This window comes from Kitasatospora saccharophila (assembly GCF_039529925.1).
Classification (GTDB): Bacteria; Actinomycetota; Actinomycetes; order Streptomycetales; family Streptomycetaceae; genus Kitasatospora; species Kitasatospora saccharophila.
The window spans coordinates 1-17,009 of the sequence record NZ_BAAANS010000103.1; the positions used below are offsets into that span (position 1 = coordinate 1).

Genomic DNA, 17,009 nt, shown 5'->3' on the forward strand with positions numbered 1-17,009 from the left:
TCAGGTCCGACGGATACCCGCCCCAAACACCGCTCACAACAGGCTCAACGACCACTCCAGCCCGGCGACACGGCAGATCTCAAACACGGTCTGACCAAGCCGACCGGCATCCGGTTCAGCAGGTTCGCCGCAGGTCCGCCTCCCTGTCCCCGATCGGGAAGGCGGACCGACGCCCAGAGCCAGGCTTGTGGAAGGCCGTGGCCGGGGCTGTTCGGCCGGTCCGGCCACGACGATGATCATAGTCCGGCGTAGCCAGCTGCTCACCGCGACATCGACCTGTTGCCGGTTTTACCCGGACGGCCTCTGCGGATGGCTGGCCCCGGCAGCGCAAGCTAATGTCCGTATTGCCCTTTTGGTGCAATTCGGGTGCCGGGGGTTTCGAAAGCATCCGGAGGGCACCGTGACCGAGCCGAAGCAGGCATCCTCTTTCACCGCCGAGGTCAACCGGGCGGCGGTGGCCCGGTATGCGATGGGGGACCGGGCGGACTTCGCAGATGTGGACCGGGGCTTCATCGCCGGCTTCCCCGACGAGCTGCGCAGCGACGAGGGGGAGCTGCTGCGTGACGGACTGATGCTCGATTACGTCACGGACGACGCGCCGACGCCGGACTCGGTGAACCCGAGCCTGTGGCGCCAGTCCCAGCTGATCAAGCGGGAGGGGCTGTACAAGGTCGTCGACGGCCTCTATCAGGTGCGGCTGAGCGCCAACATCACGATCGTCGACGCCCCCGAGGGCCTGGTGATCATCGATTTCGGTACGGACGTCGGGCTGGCCAAGGCGGGCCTGGAGCTGTTTCGCCGTGAGCTGGGCAACGACAAGCCGGTGGTCGCCGCGATCTACACCCACACGCACTTCGACCACTACGGCGGCGTCAAGGGCATCGTGGACGAGGCCGACGCCGCCTCCGGCCGGATCCCGATCATCGCCCCCGGCACCATCGAGTCGTTCAACAAGCACGCGATCGGCGAGAACGTCATCACCGGCAACGCCATGTCCAGGCGGATGGGCTACACGTTCGGCCTGCTGCTCCCGCACTGCGACTGCGGTGTCGTCACCGGGGGCATCGGCTCGGAGGACGACGGGTTCCGCACCAAGTTCAGCTACATCCCCCCGACGGACCCGATCACCCGAACAGGCGAGGTGCGCACGCTCGGCGGCTGGGACTTCGAGTTCCTCTACGCCCCGGACACCGAGGCGCCCGAGGAGATGCACATCTGGATCCCCGCGATCAAGGCGCTCACCTGTGCGGAGAACGCCAACCACACGATGCACAACATCCAGACCATCCGCGGTGCCCGCACCCGCGACGCCCGCAACTTCGCCCGCTACCTTGACGAGACCCTGGTCCGCTGGGGCCAAGACGTCGACGTCCACTACGGCCCGCACACCTGGCCGGTGTGGGGCAACGAGACCGTGGTCGCATTCCTGGAGTCCCAGCGCGACATGTACAAGTTCATCCACGACCAGGCCCTGCGGCTGGCCAACCATGGCCTGACCCCGCTGGAGGCCGCCGAGGTCGTCGAACTGCCCGACGCGATTGGCAAGAAGTGGTTCAACCGTTATTACCACGGCGGATTGCACCACAACATCCGTGCCGTATTCCACAAGGAACTCGGCTTCTGGGACGGCGACCCCGCCACCATCCTGCCGCTGCTGCCCCAGGACCACGCCCGACGCCATGTCGCCCTGATCGGCCGCGACCGGATCCTTCAGGAGGGCCGCGGCGCGATCGATGCCGGTGACTACCGTTGGGCCGTCCAGGTGTTGCACCACCTGGTCTTCGCCGACCCCAAGGACGCCGAGGCCAAGGACCTGCAGGCCGACGCCTACGAGCAGCTCGGCTACCAGCAGGAGGTCCCCCAGTACAGGGCCATCTTCCTGACCGCCGCCATGGAGCTGCGGGGCGGGGTGCAGAGCAAGAGCGGGGTCCACACCGACAACCTCGACACGATCCTCGCCATGCCGGTCGAGCTGCTTTTCGACTTCGCTGCCGTCCACCTCGACGGCGAGAAGGCCGCCGACGTCGACCTGAGCATCAACCTCACGTTCACCGACCCCGGAAGTGGGCCGTGGACCATGTGGGTGCGCAGCGGCGTCCTCAACGCCCGACCCGGCCACGCCGATCAAGCCCGGCTCCACGTCACCGGGCCAAAGCCCGTGCTCGCGGCCCTGCTGCTCGACCCGGCCAAGGCCGCCGACATCATCGCCAAGCACTCCTTGGCTATCGACGGCGACGTCTCGATCTTCGCCACTCTCGCCAAGGTGAGCGACACCTTCGACCCCTACTTCAACATCGCCACGCCCTGAGTGGTGCCGGGCGGGATCCGGGACGCGGCGTCGGAGCGGAGGCGGCGAGACTGTGCGGGGCAACAGGTCTCGCCGCTTCGCGCTGTGCCCGCCAACATGATTCGGGCGTGGGCGCCGCCGGGCGCACGGGAGGCCTTGTCTGCCGCTGGCATGCCGGTGAAGGTACTCGGCAGGCGCATCGTCGTTCGCCGTGCGACGGCTTGGGTCCCTGCTCCGCCGTCCCCGTTGGGGGGGGGTACCCGCACGCGGCACGTCCCCGACAAGGGAGTCACTCGTGGAAAGACGACGGAGTGCCACAGCTGCGGGCCCGGGAACACCACCGGCGCCGCGGCGGGCGGTGAGTTCACCGTCGCGGATCTCGATGCGGTACGGGTCCATTCTCCGGATCACCGCTGTCAACGGTCGGCGGACCAGCCGTGTCCGGCGATGGCGACCCGCTCCATTACCCGGGGGTTGGGGAAGTAGTCGTTGATCGCGTAGTGCTGGACGGCCCAGTTGTCCCAGATCGCCACCGATCCGGGCTGCCAGCGGAAGCGGACCTGGTACTCGGGGGTGCGGGCCTGGTACTGCAGGTACGAGAGGAGCCGAGCTGCCTCGGCCTCGGGCAGGCCGAGGATCCGCATGGTGAACACCTCGTTCACGTAGAGGGTCCGGCGCCCGGTCTCCGGGTGGATCTTGACGACCGGGTGGATCACGGGCGGCATGTGCTCGCGCAGCGCGTTGCGCTTCTCCTCGGGAATGGCCCGGCCCCAGGTGGTGATCCAGTCGTGCTCGGCCTCCAGACCGTCGACGAGGGCCTTCACCTCCTCGGGGAGATTGTCGTAGGCGGCCGCCATGTCGGCCCACATGGTGTCCCCGGAGGCCGGGGGCACGTCGATCGCACGGAGTACCGCGCCACGGGCCGGTGCGGCGAGGAAGGAATGGTCAGAGTGCCAGTGGTTCTCCATGCCGACGACCCGGGAGTTCTTGGCCAGTCGGGAGATCGCGACCTGGTCGCCGGTCGGGAAGAACGGGTTGGCCTCGGGCTCGCCCCAGATCCCCGCGACGGCCAGGTGCTGGTCGGCGTCGAGTTCCTGGCCGCGGAGGAAGAGGACCTTCCACTCCAGCAGCGCCCGGCGCAGCTCCGCACGCAGCTGGTCGTCCAGCGGCGCGGCGAGGTCCGCGCCGGCCAGCTCGGCGCCGATCAGCGTGGTCAGCGGGCGGACCTCGAAACGGCGGTACGGCTCCGGGGTGCTCGTCCGGTCGAGCCGACGCGCGCCGCTGTGGCGGTAGTTGAGTTCCATGGCACGTCCCTGGTGTGGAGGGGGGGTGCGCCCGCCGGTGCGGCCGCGTGGAGGCGATGTGCTGCGACCGTAGGGCCGGCTCGGGGTTGCGGAGAAGAACCGATTTGTTGTGGGAGTGACAAGCGATGATTGTGGATCTCGGGACGCGGATGCTGCGCCAGTTCATCGTGGTCGCGGAGGAGCTGAACTTCACCCGGGCCGCCGCCCGGGTCTTCGTCGCCCAGCAAGCACTCAGCCAGCAGGTTCGCCGACTTGAGGCCGATCTCGGGGTGCAGCTGTTCGAACGGAACACCCGCCAGGTCTCGCTGACCCCGGCCGGTGAGGTGCTGCTCGCCGACGCCCGGCGGCTGGTCGCGGACGCCGACGCCGCTGTGGAGCGGGTCCGCCGCGCCGCCGCTGGCAAGTCGGGGCTGCTGCGGCTGGGTTTTGCCCCCGGTGGGATGCGGGAGGCCACCCGGACCGTGGTGGCCGCGTTCGAGCGGGCGTACCCGGAGGTCGAGGTTCAGCTCGTGGAGTCAGGGTGGGACGACCCCTCGACCGGTCTGCGGAGCGGCGCTTGTGACGTGGGTGTGGTTGCGCTGCCCAACGGCCTGAGCGGGTTGGACACCGTACCGATCGACACCTGGCCGCCGTGTCTGGCACAGTCGAAGGACCACCCGCTGACGTCCGCCGCGGCACTCACTGCCGAGGACCTGGTGCACCTGCCGGTCGTGGGGTACGAGGTACCCGCGGACTCCTTCTACACCAGGTGGAATCCCGGTCGGCCGGTCGTACGGGCTCGGAGCACGCCGGCCTGGCTCGCGGCCGTCGCCACCGGCCGTGGAGTCGGAGTGGTCAGCGCCGCGATCCAACACCTCTACGACTTCCCCAACCTCGACTACCGGCCGGTCACCGGCCTGCCCGCGCTGACCCTCGCCTTCGCTGTCAAAGCTGAGGATCCCAACCCGCTCGCGCGGCAGTTGCTCCGGGTCGCCCGGGCACAGCACCACCGGAGCTGACGGTTGTGCTGGTCGATACACCTCCCGGTCTCTCGCTGTGACGGCCGACAGGATCGGCCCCGAAGCCCTGCCGCTCGTGAGGGAAGGCTTGTCCGGGGATGACGGGGCAGTGAAGGTGAACCACCAAGTCCGGTTGCCGTCCGCCACGTGCCCGGGCGGGAAAGTCGCGCGTGGCAATGCTCGGCAATGGAGCCGTCCCTGAACAGAAGGCTGCATGCCCCGGCCTGCCGACTCTGGGCCCGCGCGTTCGGTGCGACCGTGGCGGCCGTGTTCGTCGCGGCGCTGCCGGGCCCGGTTTCGGTCGCCTCGGCTGCCGTCGAGCTGGCGCTGAACACCCCGGCCGCCACCGTGGACGCGGCCCTGCACTGCCGTCCTCCTTCACCCACCCGAACCACGAGCCGGTGCCCGCTGGTCCACGGCACCACCTCCACCTACGAAGAGAGCCGGTGCTGGGCCTACACGCCGGCCCTGAGCAGCTCCGGGTACGACGTCTGCGGCGTCGACTGCCCCAACGGTCGATGGTCGACATCCAGTACTCCACCGAGTACGTCGTCCACGCCATCGACACCGTCTACGCCGCAACCGGGCGCAACGTCGACGTTATCGGCTGCAGCCGCGCTGGGCGGTGAAGTGGCGGCCGCACCTGCAGGGCGAGGCCGACGACATGGTCAACCTCGCCGATCCCAGCCACGGAGTCACCGGCGGCAACCAGTTCCGCGCCGCCCCGTGCGCGCCGACGCTGTGGCAGTTCCGCCTGGGCTCGAACTTCCTCACCGCGCTCGACCGGGACGACGAGACCCTGGGGCGATCTCGTACACCACCCTCTACAGCTACACCGACGAAGCGATCACCCCGCATACGACCGCGCCCATGGGCGGCGCCATCAACATTGCGCTTCAGGACGTCTGCCCAGGCCGCTCCGTCACCCACTTCGGTTTCCTGGACGACTCCGTCGCCTACCAGTTGGTGGTGGACGCGCTGTCGCACTCCGATACCGCCGACCCCGCCAGGCTGCCGTTCGGCAAGTGCGTCGGCGTCCACCTCCCCGGCGTCAGCGCCGTCGACGCCGCGGCCGCCACCGACGTCGTCGTCGCGAACTTCAACGCCTCCATGACTTCGGCGGTGAAGGTCTCGGCCGAGCTGCCGCTGCGGTCCTACGCCCTCTGGCGCCACGGCCACCCCGGCACGACGACGGGCCCGTTTCCGTCCGCGGCCCGAAGCGATCCGGCGTCAACTGGACGGTGACTCGAGGTCGGTCGACCCGGCGAGCAGGACGCCGACCTGGGTGCTGGTGCCGACCCGATGGTTGTCCATGAGCGCGATCAGCTGTTCGGAGTCCCCGTGCCGCAGGGCCTCGATCATGGCACCGTGCTCGTGCACGATGCGCTGTCGGGCGCCCCGGTCGTGCAACAGGTAGGCGGAGCGGTAGGAGTTGCTGAGCTTCCAGATCCGGCGGAGTTCGTCGACCACCAAGTCCAGGCCGGATGCCTGGAAGACCAGGAAGTGGAACTCGTCGTTGAGCCGGTGGACGGTAACCATGTCGCTCAGCGTCGCGGCCCGCTCGATCTGCTGGTTGACCTGGTCCAGCTGTCCGAGCTGTGCCTCGGTCAGGGGCGGCAGGGCCCGCAGCACCTCACTCTCCAGCGCCCGCCGCATCAGGTACGTCTGCTCGAACTCGGCCACGGTGAGGCGCTTCACGGTGTACCCGACGTTGCGCTCGTAGTGGAGGATCCCCTCGCTCTCCAGGACGCGCAGCGCCTCGCGGACCGGCGCGCGGCTGACGCCGAGCCGGGCGGCGAGAGCCTCCTGGCGCAGTGCCTGCCCCGGTAGCAGCTCCATCGAGGTCAGCATTGCGTGCAGCTCGTCGACGACCTTGGCCACTACGCCGGCCTGCTCCGACTGCGCCTGCTCCGTGCCCGCCATCCGTTTCGACCGCCCTGATTCTCCGTGCCGCGCTGAGGGACCCATTGTGGCCCACTCCGTCAGCCGTCGTTGACAGGGCTTCAAAAATGGATCCATTATTGGATCCAATTCTGGAGCCGGAGTGAGGGTGGCCATGGTGAACCGAGCACCACTGGACGGTGTGCGGGTCGTGGACCTGTCCTCCACCTTCATGGGCCCGTACTGCACGATGCTGCTCGCCCAGTGGGGCGCCGATGTGGTCAAGGTCGAGCCGCCGGAGGGCGACGTGGTGCGCGCCATCGGCGACTCGCGCGGCCTCGGCCCGGTCTTCTTGAACGTCAACCGGGGCAAGCGCGGCATCGTGCTCGACCTCAAGGCGGACGGTGTCGCCGAGGTGCTGGAGCGGCTTGTGGCCGGGGCCGACGTGGTCGTCCACAACCTGCACCCCGAGGTGGCGCCCCGCCTCAAGGTCACCGGCGAGGACGTGCTGCGGACCAACGCCCGCGCCGTCCACCGCGCCCTGCGCGGCTTCGGCAGGGGCGGCCCGTATCAGTACCGTTCGGCCTACGACGACGTGATCCAGGCCGTGGGCGGGATGGCCGCCCTCCAGGGCAAGCCCGGTGGGCCCGCCGAGTACGTCCGTACCGTCGCCGCCGACAAGACCGTCGGCCTGATGGCCGCGGCTGCCGTGCTGGCCGCGCTGCACGGTCGCGACGCCAGCGGCCAGGGACAGATCGTCGAGGTTCCGATGCTGGAGACCATGGCCGGCTTCCTGCTGCTGGAACAGCAGGGCGGCTGGGTGTTCGATCCGCCGGCCGGCCCGGTCGGCTACGCCAGGACCGAGTCGCCGCACCGGCGGCCCTGTCGCATCAAGGACGGCTACCTGGCTGTGATGATCTACACCAACCCCCAGTGGCGGGCCTTCTTCGAGGCGATCGGCCGCCCCGAGCTGGCCGCCGACCCCAAGTACCGGACGATCCGCGAGCGCACCGAGCACATCGACGAGCTGTACACCCTGGTCAACGCCGAGTTGGAGACCCGGACGACCGCCGAGTGGCAGGCCGAGCTGGACGCCCGGGACATCCCGGCCGCCCGGGTCAACGCGGTCAGCGACCTCTTCGACGACCCGCGCCTCACGTCCACCGGCTTCTTCGAGCACGTGGACCACCCGGTGGCGGGTCCGCTGCGGTTGCCCCGCCCGGCCGTCCCGCTGGGGGCCGCGCCGTCCCCGGTCCGCCACGCGCCTTCGCTCGGTGAGCACTCCGTCGAGGTGGCGGCGGAGTTGGGCTTCGCACCTGCCGAGATCGAGCGCCTGCTCGGAGCCGGAGTGCTCCGGGACGCCGCAGTGCCGACCGAACACTGACAGACCGACACGGAGAGAGAACGATGGCAGACCTCGACTACACGGTCCGCGACCGGATCGCGACCATCCTGCTCAACCGCCCCGAGCGCAAGAACGCCTTCACCATGGAGATGGTCAACGCCTGGGCCGACGCACTGCTGCGCGCCGAGCGGGACCCGGAGGTGCGGGTCGTCGTCGTCACCGGCGCCGGTGACTCGTTCTGCTCGGGGGTCGACCTCTCCGAGTTCAAGGGCGAGCAGCGCAGCCCGCTCGCCGAGAAGGAACTGCTGACCCGCAACGTGCACCGGGTGGCGCTCGCCCTGGAGGAGGTCGGCAAGCCGGTCATCGCCGCGGTCGCCGGGCCCGCCGTCGGCGCCGGAATGGACATGGCGCTGCTGTGCGACCTGCGATTCGCCGGCCGCAGCGCCCGCTTCTCCGAGGGCTACATCAAGCTCGGTCTGGTCCCCGGCGACGGAGGTTGCTGGCTGCTGCCCCGGGTCGTCGGCACCTCGACCGCGCTGCGGCTGCTGTGGACCGGCGACTTCGTCGGCGCCGAGGAGGCCCTGCGGATCGGTCTCGCCGACGAGGTGCACGACGACGAGGACCTGATGGCCGCCGTGTACGCCTTCGCGGCCCGGCTCGCCGAGCGTCCGCCGGTCGCCGTTCAGACCATCAAGCGCGCCGTACGCCAGGGTGCCCGCCACGACCTGCGCACCGCGCTCGACCTGATCTCGTCCCACATGGCCGTGATCACCTCCACCCAGGACTCGGCGGAGGCCTTCGCGGCCTTCCAGGAGAAGCGCCCCGGCGTCTTCACCGGCCGCTGACCCCTCGCCCGAAAGGCCATCATGGACCACACCCAAGGAGTGGAGACCTGCCGCGAGTTGCGCGAACAGGTCCGCCGGCTGACCGCCGACTGGCGATCCACCGGGCGCTACACCCCCCGCAGCGACTCCTGGCTGCGCTCGTTCGACCTGGAGTTCTCCAAGGAACTCGCCGCCCGCGGGCTGATCGCCATAACGTACCCCGAGGAGTTCGGCGGCGCCGGTCGCAGCAACGTGGAGCGGCTCGCCGTCACCGAGGAGCTGCTCCGCGCCGGGGCCCCGGTCGCGGCCCACTGGATCGGCGACCGGCAGATCGGCCCGGCGATCCTGCGGCACGGCTCGCGCGAGTTGCAGGAGGAGATCGTGCCGCGGATCGCCTCCGGCGAGGCGGTCTTCTGCCTCGGCATGAGCGAGCCCGAGGCCGGCTCCGACCTCGCCTCGGTCCGGACCTCCGCCGAGCCGGTGGACGGCGGCTGGCGGATCAACGGCCACAAGATCTGGACCACCCAGGCCCACCGTGCCACCCACGCCTACCTGCTGGCCCGGACCGGGCGCGGCGGGCGCAAGCACGACGGGCTCACCGAGTTCGTCGTCGACATGCACGCGGACGGTGTGTCCGTCACGCCGATCGTGGACCTCGCCGGTGAGCACCACTTCAACGAGGTCCGCTTCGAGAACGTCCTCGTCCCCGCCCACCGGGTGATCGGCGAGGTGGGCGCCGGCTGGCGGCAGGTCGTCGAACAGCTCTCCTTCGAGCGCGGTGGCGCCGAGCGGGTGCTCTCCAGCTACCCCGTCCTGGTGGAACTGCTCACCGAGACCGCCCGCCAGGGCGACGACCGCGAGCTGTACGCGCTGCTCGGCTCGCTGGTGGCCCGGCTCGCGGTGTTGCGCAGGCTGTGCTTCGAGGTCGCCGGTGCCATGGACGCCGGACAGGCACCGGTCCAGCAGGCCGCCGCCCTCAAGTACCTGGGCAATGCCTTCGAACACGACGTCGTCGAGGCGCTGCGCCGCACCGGCCTCACCCGCGAGGCCGGTCCCGACTCGGTGTTCGGCGAGGCACTGCTCGCCTCACCCGCCTTCAGCCTGCGCGGCGGCGCCGCCGAGGTACTGCTCTCCCTCATCGCCCGTCAGGAGGCCCGCTCATGAGCCAGTTCGCCGCCGAACTCCGGAACCTGGTCGACGACCTGGTCCGCCGCGACGGGGCCATCGGCAGCGAGGACGAGCTGTGGGCCCAGCTGCGCGAACTCGGCCTGTCCCGGATCGGCATCGAGGAGGAACGTGGCGGTTCCGGCGGCACCTTCGACGACCTGCTGGTCGTGGTCGAGACCCTGGCCGGACACGGCCTCGGCCTGCCGCTCGTCGAGGCGGGCACCGCGGACTGGGCGCTCGGCCATGCCGGGCCGCTCGGCGAGCGCTTCAGCACCCTGGTGCTGGTGGACGCCCCGCTCGACAGTGCCGACGGCACGCTCACCGCGGAACTGCACGGAGTGCCCTGGGCCCGGGAGGCGGAACAGCTGGTGATCTCCGCTCCCGATGCGGCGCCGGTCCTGGTCGAGCTGCGCCACGGCTCGGTGACCGTCCGCCCGGGGGAGAACCTGGCGGGTGAGCCGCGCGACTCGGTGGTGCTGGCCGGCACGCCGGTCGGTGAGGTCGCGCAGGCTCCTGCGCACGAGACGGTCCGCGCCCGCCTCGCACTGCTCCGGTCCGCGGCGGTCACCGGTGCGGCGCACGGAGCCTACCGGCTGACCAGGAGCTACGTGTCCGAGCGGCGCCAGTTCGACGCGCCGCTGTTGAAGATCCCGGCGGTTGCGGGCAACCTGGCGCAGATGCGGGTCCAGCTGGTGCAGGCCGACGCTGCGATGGCACGGGCCCGGGAGGCCGGCGTGAGCGGCGCGAATGCCGCGATCACCCGGATCATCACCGCCTCCGCCGCGACCGAGATCGCGCGGATCGCGCACCAACTGCACGGTGCCATGGGCATCACCGAGGAGTACCCACTCCACCGCTACACCCGTCGTCTCTGGGCCTGGCGGGACGCGGTCGCCACCGAGCGGCACTGGGCCGAGGAGCTCGGCCGCCGGGCAGTGGCCGTCGGCGAGTCCGGTGTGTGGGAGCAGCTCACCGCTGCCGGGCGGTAGCGGACAACAGAGCGCGGTGGGAGGCGAACAGCCTCCCACCGCGCTTTCGTCTCAGTTCGGGCCTACCCGTCGGATGCCAGCCGCCGCAGTTCGGTCTTCAGGACCTTGCCCGCCGCCGAGAGCGGCAGCGCGTCCAGGAACGCCACGGACCGGATCCGCTGGTAGGGCGCGACGTGCTCGGCGACGTGCGCCATCAGCTCCTCCGCCAGGCCCCGAGGCCGTGCGGGCGCTTCCGCTTTGAGCACGACGAAGGCGACCGGGATTTCCCCGGCGTCGGGGTCCGGCCGGCCGACCACCGAGGCCTGGGCGACCGCGGGGTGTTCGCGCAGGATGTCCTCGAGCGGGCCGGGGTAGACGTTGTAGCCCTTGTAGATGAGCATGTCCTTGGCCCGGCCCACCAGGGACAGCCAGCCCTGCGCGTCCACCCGGCCGAGGTCGCCGGTCCGCAGCCAGCCGTCCCGGTACTGATTGGCCGTCAGTTCGGGGTGGCCGTGGTAGCCGCCGGTGGTCTGCGGGCCGCGGACCCAGACCTCACCCGCCTCGCCGACCGCTACCTCGGCGGCCCCGTCGGAGGTCCGGATCTGGATCTCGGTGTCGAACAGCGGCAGCCCGGTACTGCCGACCGGGCGCGGATTCGCGCTGTCCAGCGGGCTGATGGCCACCCCCATGGTCGCCTCGGTCAGCCCGTAGCCGTCACTGACCACGGCGTTGGGGAAGACCTCCCGCAGGTCGGCCAGAGCGGCAGGGCTGATCGGCGCCGATCCGCTGGTGACCACCCGCACGCACGACAGGTCGCGCTCGCGGACGCCCGGCTCCGCGAGCAGCGCGTGGCACAGCGACGGGGCGCCGGAGATCGCGTGGACCCGGTGACGCTCGACCGTGTCCAGGTAGCGGGCCGGATCGAACCGGCCGACCACCACGATCGTCGTCCCGGCGGCCACGGAGCAGCTCTGGGTGACCATGCCCATGCCGTGGAACAGCGGTGCTACGGAGATGCCGGTCGAGGCGCCGAGCGGGATGTGGTGCGCGGTGACCGCCGCCGGCACCTGGCGCAGCAGGATCCGGCCCCCGGCATCGCTGTACGGCGTGGCGGCGCTGCGCCAGCACGCGACCTGCAGCACGTTGGTGATCAGGTTCCGGTGCAGTACCCGGACCGCCTTCGGCACGCCGGTGGTCCCGCCGGTGAACGCCAGGTGGGCCACCGCGTCGCGGTCCAGCGGGGTCGCGGGCGCGGCAGGCGACCCGAGCAGCTCCGTGAGCGGGACCGGGCCGCTCCCGGCCGGAGACCCGGACGGGCCGGGCGCGGCTTCGCTGGGCGGGACCAGCACGACCAGGCGGACCGCGGGGAGGTCGGCGACGGCCTCGGCCAGCTGATCGGCGACGGCGGGGTGGGTGAAGGCCGCGACCGCTCCCGAGTCGGCCAGCTGTCGGCGCACCGCGGGCGGCGGCTGGGTGGGGTTGACCGGCACCACTGCGGCGCCCGTGAGCAGGGCGCCGTAGTAGCAGACGGTGAACCAGAGTGAGTTGGGCAGGTGGAGGGCGACCGCGTCGCCCGGAGCGATGCCCCGCGCGCGCAGGCCCTGGGCCACCCGCAGTGCCCGGTCGTACAGTTCGGCGAAGGTCAGCTGCTCCGCCCCGTCGATCAATGCCGTGCGGTCGGCGTACTGCTCGGCGGATCCGGCCAGCAGGTCGGCGATGGTGCCCCCGGGGTAGTCCAGGCTGCGCGGAAGTGCCTCCGGCCAGGCTGAGGTCATGTCGGCGCTCCCGTGCGCTCGCGGCGGGTTCACCGGCCGGACCAGCGCGGGGCACGCTTCTCGGCGAAGGCGGTGGCGCCCTCCTTGGCGTCCGAGGAGGCGAACACCGGCGCGCAGGCCGCACGGTTGCGCTCCCAGATCTCGTCGGCCGGCCAACCGGCGGACTCCGCCACGATCTGCTTGCTCGCCCGGACGGCCACCGGTCCGTTCGCCGCGATCTGCCGCGCCAGTGCCAGCGCACCCTCCAACGCCTGTCCGGTGGCGGTGAGTTCGTTGACCAGGCCGAGCTCGTGGGCGCGTCGGGCCGGGATGAATTCGCCGGTCAGCGCGTACTGCATCGCCAGGTTGTACGGGATCCGCCGGGGCAGCCGGACCAGGCCGCCACCGGCCGCGACCAGGCCGCGCTTGGTCTCCGGCAGGCCGAAGGCGGCGTTCTCGGCGGCCACGACCAGATCGCAGGCGAGGGCCAACTCGCTTCCGCCGCCGAGCGCGTAGCCCTCCACGGCGGCGATCAGCGGCTTGGCCGGCGGGGTCTCGGTGATCCCGCAGAAGCCCCGACCGGGGATGCCTGAACGCTCCCCGGCGGCCAGCGCCTTGAGGTCGGCGCCGGCGCAGAAGGTACCGCCCGCCCCGGTGATCACGCCGACCACCAGGTCGTCGCGGGCGTCGAGTTCGTCGACGGCGGCGGCGACCGCGTCCGCGACGGCGCGGTTGACGGCGTTACGGGCCTCGGGCCGGTTGATGGTGATGACGGCGATGCCGTCGGCGAACGAGGTCAGGACCAGGTCGGACATGGTGGGTTCCCTAAGAATGTGAGGCGGTCCGGGAGGACCGGGTGTGGCTGATGGTGGTTTGCCGTTCATGGCTCAGGAGGAATGGCCGCCCGGTCCTTCGGGACGCTCCGACCACTGATTGAGAACTGCGGTCATCGCTGGTTAGGGACCTGTCGGCGGAGTGTTCTACGGACCATGAGGTGCTGGTCACGAGGGATACGGAGCGACGGGCTTGAGCACGTCTCACGAGCGGATATGGGTCGGCATCGACGCCGGCAAGGGGCATCACTGGGCGGTGGCGGTCGACGCCGACGGAGAGATCCTGTTCTCGACGAAGGTGATCAACGACGAGTCGCAGATCCTCCAACTCATCGCCACCGCCCGGGAGAAGGCCGGTGAGGTGCGGTGGGTGGTGGACATCTCCGGCCGCGCCTCGGCTCTGCTGCTGGCTCTGCTGATCACCCACGGCCAGCACGTCGTCTACGTGCCCGGCCGCACCGTCAACCGCATGTCCGGCGCCTATCGCGGCGAGGGCAAGACCGACGCCAAGGACGCGCGCATCATCGCCGACCAGGCCCGCATGCGCCCGAAGGGCTTTGCCCAGTTGCACACGCCCCCTGAGCTGGTCACCACGCTCCAGGTGCTGACCAACTACCGGGCCGACCTGATCGCAGACCGGGTGCGGCTGATCAACCGGCTGCGCGACCTGCTGGTAGGCATCTGCCCGGCTCTGGAGCGGGCCTTCGACTACTCCGCGGCCAAGGGACCGGTCGTCATGCTGACCGAGTACCAGACCCCGGCTGCCCTGCGGCGGATCGGCGTCAAGCGGCTCACCATCTGGCTGGAGCGCCGCAAGGTCCGCGGCGCCGACATCGTCGCCGCGAAGGCGGTGGAGGCCGCCCAGTCGCAGATGGCCGAACTGCCCGGTGAGAAGCGGGCTGCGAAGCTGGTCTGCGACCTGGCCCACCAGCTCCTGGCCCTGGACGAGCGGATCAAGGACAACGACCGCGAGATCCGCGAGACCTTCCGCGCCGACGAGCGCGCCGAGATCATCGAGTCCATGCCCGGCATGGGCCCCGTCCTGGGCGCCGAGTTCGTGGCCATCGTCGGCGACCTGTCCAGCTATTTGGACGCGGGCCGCCTGGCCTCCCACGCCGGCCTGGCCCCGGTCGCCCGGGACTCCGGCCGCCGTACCGGCAACTACCACCGGCCCCAGCGGTACAACCGGCGCCTGCGCTGGCTGTTCTACATGTCCGCGCAGTCCGCGATGATGCGTCCGGGACCGTCCCGGGACTACTACCTCAAGAAGCGCGGCGAAGGGCTGCTGCACACCCAGGCTCTGCTCGCGCTCGCCCGCCGCCGAGTCGACGTGCTGTGGGCGATGCTGCGTGACAAGAGGCTGTTCACCTCCGCCCCGCCGGCCACGCAGACGGCTTGACGCGATCATTGAGATTCCTCCAGGAATGAATGGGTGGGGGCACGGTGTCTCGCCGACGTGTCGGCTCAAGGCGTCCGCATGGGGCGCACGACGGTCTCCTGCACCACATGGGCGATCAGCAGGCCGTCGCGGCTCCACACGTCCGCGAAGGCGATGCCGCGCCCGTCGGCCACGGTGGGGCTTCGCTGGGCGAACAGCATCCACTCGTCGGCGCGGAACGGTCGGTGGTACCAGACGGCGTGGTCCAGCGAGGTCAGGAAGACCGAGGCCGGCTCGTCGCGCAGCATGCGGGGCGGCTCGATCGACAGCACGGTGGACGGCGCCAGGAACAGGTCGGATGCGTACGCGAGGGCGCAGGCGTGCAGCTTCGGGTCGTCCGGGAGCGGCTCTGCCGAGCGGAGCCACAGCCGCTGCTCGGTCAGTCCGGACGTGGTCGGCTCGGCGGGACCGGCGATGTACCGCATGTCCATCACCCGGCTGAACACCGCCTGCCGGTAGTCGCCCGGGTTGGTCTCGGCCCACAGCCGGTAGGTGTCCGGGAGCTCGCCGGGGTCGGGCGTCGGGGGCATCGGCGGCTGCCGGTCGAGGCCTGGCTCGGGGCGCTTGAAGGAGGCCGTGAGGGTGAAGACGGTCTCCCCGCCCTGGGTGGCAGTGACCCGACGGGAGAGGTAGGAGCCGCCGTCCCGGACCCGTTCCACCGCGTACTCGAGGGGGCGGGCGGTGTCGCCGGCCCGGACGAAGTTGCCGTGCAGGGAGTGCACGGTCCGGTCGGCGGGCACCGTCCGACCGGCCGCGGTCAGCGCCTGGGCCGCGACCTGCCCGCCGAAGGCGCGCAGGGGAATGCCGTCGTGGCACCAGCCGCGGAAGAGGTCGCGGTCCAGCTGTTCCAGGCCGAGGCAGTCGACCAGGCCGAGGTCCGGTTCGGGAACGGTGTCGAGCATCAGCGCTCTCCCGCCTTTCGGGCTCGGGTGGTGCGGGGGTCAGAGGAGTTCGAGGATCGTTGCGTTGGCCATGCCGCCGCCCTCGCACATGGACTGCAGGCCGTAGCGGATGCCGTTGTCGCGCATGTGGTGGACCAGGGTGGTCATCAGGCGGGCGCCGGAGCCGCCGATGGGGTGGCCGATGGCCATCGCGCCGCCGAGCGGGTTCATCCGCTCGTAGTCGGCTCCGGTCTCCTTGAGCCAGGCCAGCGTCACCGAGGCGAAGGCCTCGTTGATCTCGAAGGCGCCGATGTCGTCGATCGACAGGCCCGAGCGACGCAGCGCCTTGGCGGTGGCGGGGATCGGGCCCTTGAGCATGGTGACCGGGTCGGTGCCGGCCACCACGGCGGTGTGGATGCGGGCCATCGGGGTCCAGCCCTGGCTCCGGGCGAACTCGCTGGTGGTGACGAGCAGGGCGCCGGTGCCGTCAGACACCTGGGAGGCGTTGCCCGCGGTGATGCTGCCGTCCTCGCTGAAGGCGGGCTTGAGGCCGGCCAGGGCCTCCGGGGTGGAGCCGCGGCGCACGCCTTCGTCGGTGTCGAAGACGCGGGTGGCGCCGTCGGCGTCGGTGACGGTGATCGGGGCGATCTGGCCCTTGAAGCGCCCCTCGTCGATGGCGCGGGCGGCGCGGGCGTGCGAGTCCAGCCCGTGCTGGTCCATCGCGGTACGGGTGAAGCCGTACTCGTCGGCGATCAGTTGCGCACCGGTGCCCTGGTTGAAGCGCACCCCGTCGTAGCGGTTCCAGACGTCGGGGCCGAAGGGCTCGCCGAAGCGGCCGTCGAGGCGGGTGGTGCCCAGCGGGACGGCGCTCATGACCTCGACACCGCCGGCCACGGCGATGTCGTACTGGCCCGAGATCACTCCGGCCGCGGCCTGGTGCACGGCCTGCTGCGAGGAGCCGCACTGCCGGTCGACGGTCAGGCCCGGCACGGATTCGGGCCAGCCCGCGGCGAGCACCGCGGCGCGCCCTATGCAGCCGGCCTGCATGCCGACTCCGCTCGCGCAGCCCCAGATCACGTCGTCGACCAGGGCCGGGTCGAGGCCGTTGCGTTCGACCAGCGCGTTGAGGACGTGGGCGGACAGCGAGGCCGCGTGCATCCGGGACAGCGATCCGCCCCGCTTGCCGACGGCGGTGCGTACGGCGTCGACGATGACTGCGTCACGCATGGGGGTTCCATACCTTTCTTCGTGGGTTCGTTCGGATCATTCGTAAGATCGGGACACCCGGGGGCGTCCGGTGTGGCTGTCATGTGGTCGCCGCAGTCGTGG

The 17,009-nt window shown here is 70.9% G+C and carries 14 protein-coding genes; 8 read left to right on the top strand and 6 right to left on the bottom strand.

The genetic code is table 11. The features are described from left to right. Positions 1 to 400 precede the first annotated feature (400 nt). On the top strand, positions 401 to 2,308 hold the full coding sequence (locus ABD345_RS38130) for an alkyl/aryl-sulfatase (protein WP_344559123.1): 1,908 nt from the start codon (positions 401 to 403) through the stop codon (positions 2,306 to 2,308). A 395-nt stretch (positions 2,309 to 2,703) separates the two neighbouring features. Here ABD345_RS38130 and ABD345_RS38135 read toward each other — a convergent pair whose 3' ends face one another. Further along, positions 2,704 to 3,591 carry a TauD/TfdA dioxygenase family protein gene (locus ABD345_RS38135; protein WP_344559127.1) on the bottom strand — a complete coding sequence of 296 codons (888 nt, stop codon included), beginning with the start codon at positions 3,589 to 3,591 and terminating at the stop codon, positions 2,704 to 2,706. Between the two features lie 125 nt (positions 3,592 to 3,716). Between ABD345_RS38135 and ABD345_RS38140 the strand changes: the two genes are divergently transcribed. Both ABD345_RS38140 and ABD345_RS38145 read left to right on the top strand, forming a co-directional pair. Further along, positions 3,717 to 4,589 carry a LysR family transcriptional regulator gene (locus ABD345_RS38140; protein ID WP_344559129.1) on the top strand — a complete coding sequence of 291 codons (873 nt, stop codon included), beginning with the start codon at positions 3,717 to 3,719 and terminating at the stop codon, positions 4,587 to 4,589. 870 nt (positions 4,590 to 5,459) lie between these two features. Then, positions 5,460 to 5,834 (top strand): hypothetical protein, encoded by a 375-nt coding sequence (locus tag ABD345_RS38145; RefSeq protein ID WP_344559130.1) that lies wholly within the window; start codon positions 5,460 to 5,462, stop codon positions 5,832 to 5,834. Here ABD345_RS38145 and ABD345_RS38150 read toward each other — a convergent pair. After that, entirely contained in the window at positions 5,820 to 6,512 is a 693-nt protein-coding gene (locus ABD345_RS38150) for a GntR family transcriptional regulator (RefSeq protein WP_344559131.1), read from the bottom strand. The two genes, ABD345_RS38145 and ABD345_RS38150, sit on opposite strands and share 15 nt — an antisense overlap. Positions 6,513 to 6,648: 136 nt before the next feature. On the opposite strand from ABD345_RS38150, the gene ABD345_RS38155 reads away from it, so the two are divergent. Genes ABD345_RS38155 through ABD345_RS38170 form a run of 4 tightly spaced genes read left to right on the top strand, consistent with a single transcriptional unit; the run spans position 6,649 to position 10,795 of the window. Further along, on the top strand, positions 6,649 to 7,854 hold the full coding sequence (locus ABD345_RS38155; RefSeq protein WP_344559132.1) for a CaiB/BaiF CoA transferase family protein: 1,206 nt from the start codon (positions 6,649 to 6,651) through the stop codon (positions 7,852 to 7,854). A 23-nt stretch (positions 7,855 to 7,877) separates the two neighbouring features. Further along, on the top strand, positions 7,878 to 8,660 hold the full coding sequence (locus tag ABD345_RS38160) for an enoyl-CoA hydratase/isomerase family protein (protein ID WP_344559134.1): 783 nt from the start codon (positions 7,878 to 7,880) through the stop codon (positions 8,658 to 8,660). A gap of 21 nt (positions 8,661 to 8,681) precedes the next feature. After that, positions 8,682 to 9,803, top strand: coding sequence for an acyl-CoA dehydrogenase family protein (locus ABD345_RS38165; protein WP_344559136.1), 1,122 nt, complete (start codon positions 8,682 to 8,684; stop codon positions 9,801 to 9,803). Beyond that, entirely contained in the window at positions 9,800 to 10,795 is a 996-nt protein-coding gene (locus ABD345_RS38170) for an acyl-CoA dehydrogenase family protein (RefSeq protein WP_344559138.1), read from the top strand. The genes ABD345_RS38165 and ABD345_RS38170 overlap by 4 nt, the downstream gene beginning before the upstream one ends. Before the next feature lie 62 nt (positions 10,796 to 10,857). On the opposite strand, the gene ABD345_RS38175 is transcribed toward ABD345_RS38170, so the two are convergent. Both ABD345_RS38175 and ABD345_RS38180 read right to left on the bottom strand, forming a co-directional pair. Further along, positions 10,858 to 12,549 (bottom strand): AMP-binding protein, encoded by a 1,692-nt coding sequence (locus tag ABD345_RS38175; RefSeq protein WP_344559140.1) that lies wholly within the window; start codon positions 12,547 to 12,549, stop codon positions 10,858 to 10,860. 29 nt (positions 12,550 to 12,578) lie between these two features. Continuing rightward, the gene (locus ABD345_RS38180) at positions 12,579 to 13,343 is read right to left on the bottom strand and encodes a crotonase/enoyl-CoA hydratase family protein (protein WP_344559142.1); all 765 of its coding nucleotides are present in this window, start codon (positions 13,341 to 13,343) and stop codon (positions 12,579 to 12,581) included. Between the two features lie 211 nt (positions 13,344 to 13,554). Between ABD345_RS38180 and ABD345_RS38185 the strand changes: the two genes are divergently transcribed. Then, entirely contained in the window at positions 13,555 to 14,760 is a 1,206-nt protein-coding gene (locus ABD345_RS38185) for an IS110 family RNA-guided transposase (protein ID WP_344559144.1), read from the top strand. Between the two features lie 65 nt (positions 14,761 to 14,825). On the opposite strand, the gene ABD345_RS38190 is transcribed toward ABD345_RS38185, so the two are convergent. Beyond that, positions 14,826 to 15,701 carry an acyl-CoA thioesterase gene (locus tag ABD345_RS38190; protein WP_344559146.1) on the bottom strand — a complete coding sequence of 292 codons (876 nt, stop codon included), beginning with the start codon at positions 15,699 to 15,701 and terminating at the stop codon, positions 14,826 to 14,828. Positions 15,702 to 15,740: 39 nt separating this feature from the next. Further along, a complete protein-coding gene (locus tag ABD345_RS38195; protein WP_344559148.1) occupies positions 15,741 to 16,907 on the bottom strand; it encodes a thiolase family protein in 1,167 nt (388 codons plus the stop codon). Positions 16,908 to 17,009: the final 102 nt, after the last annotated feature.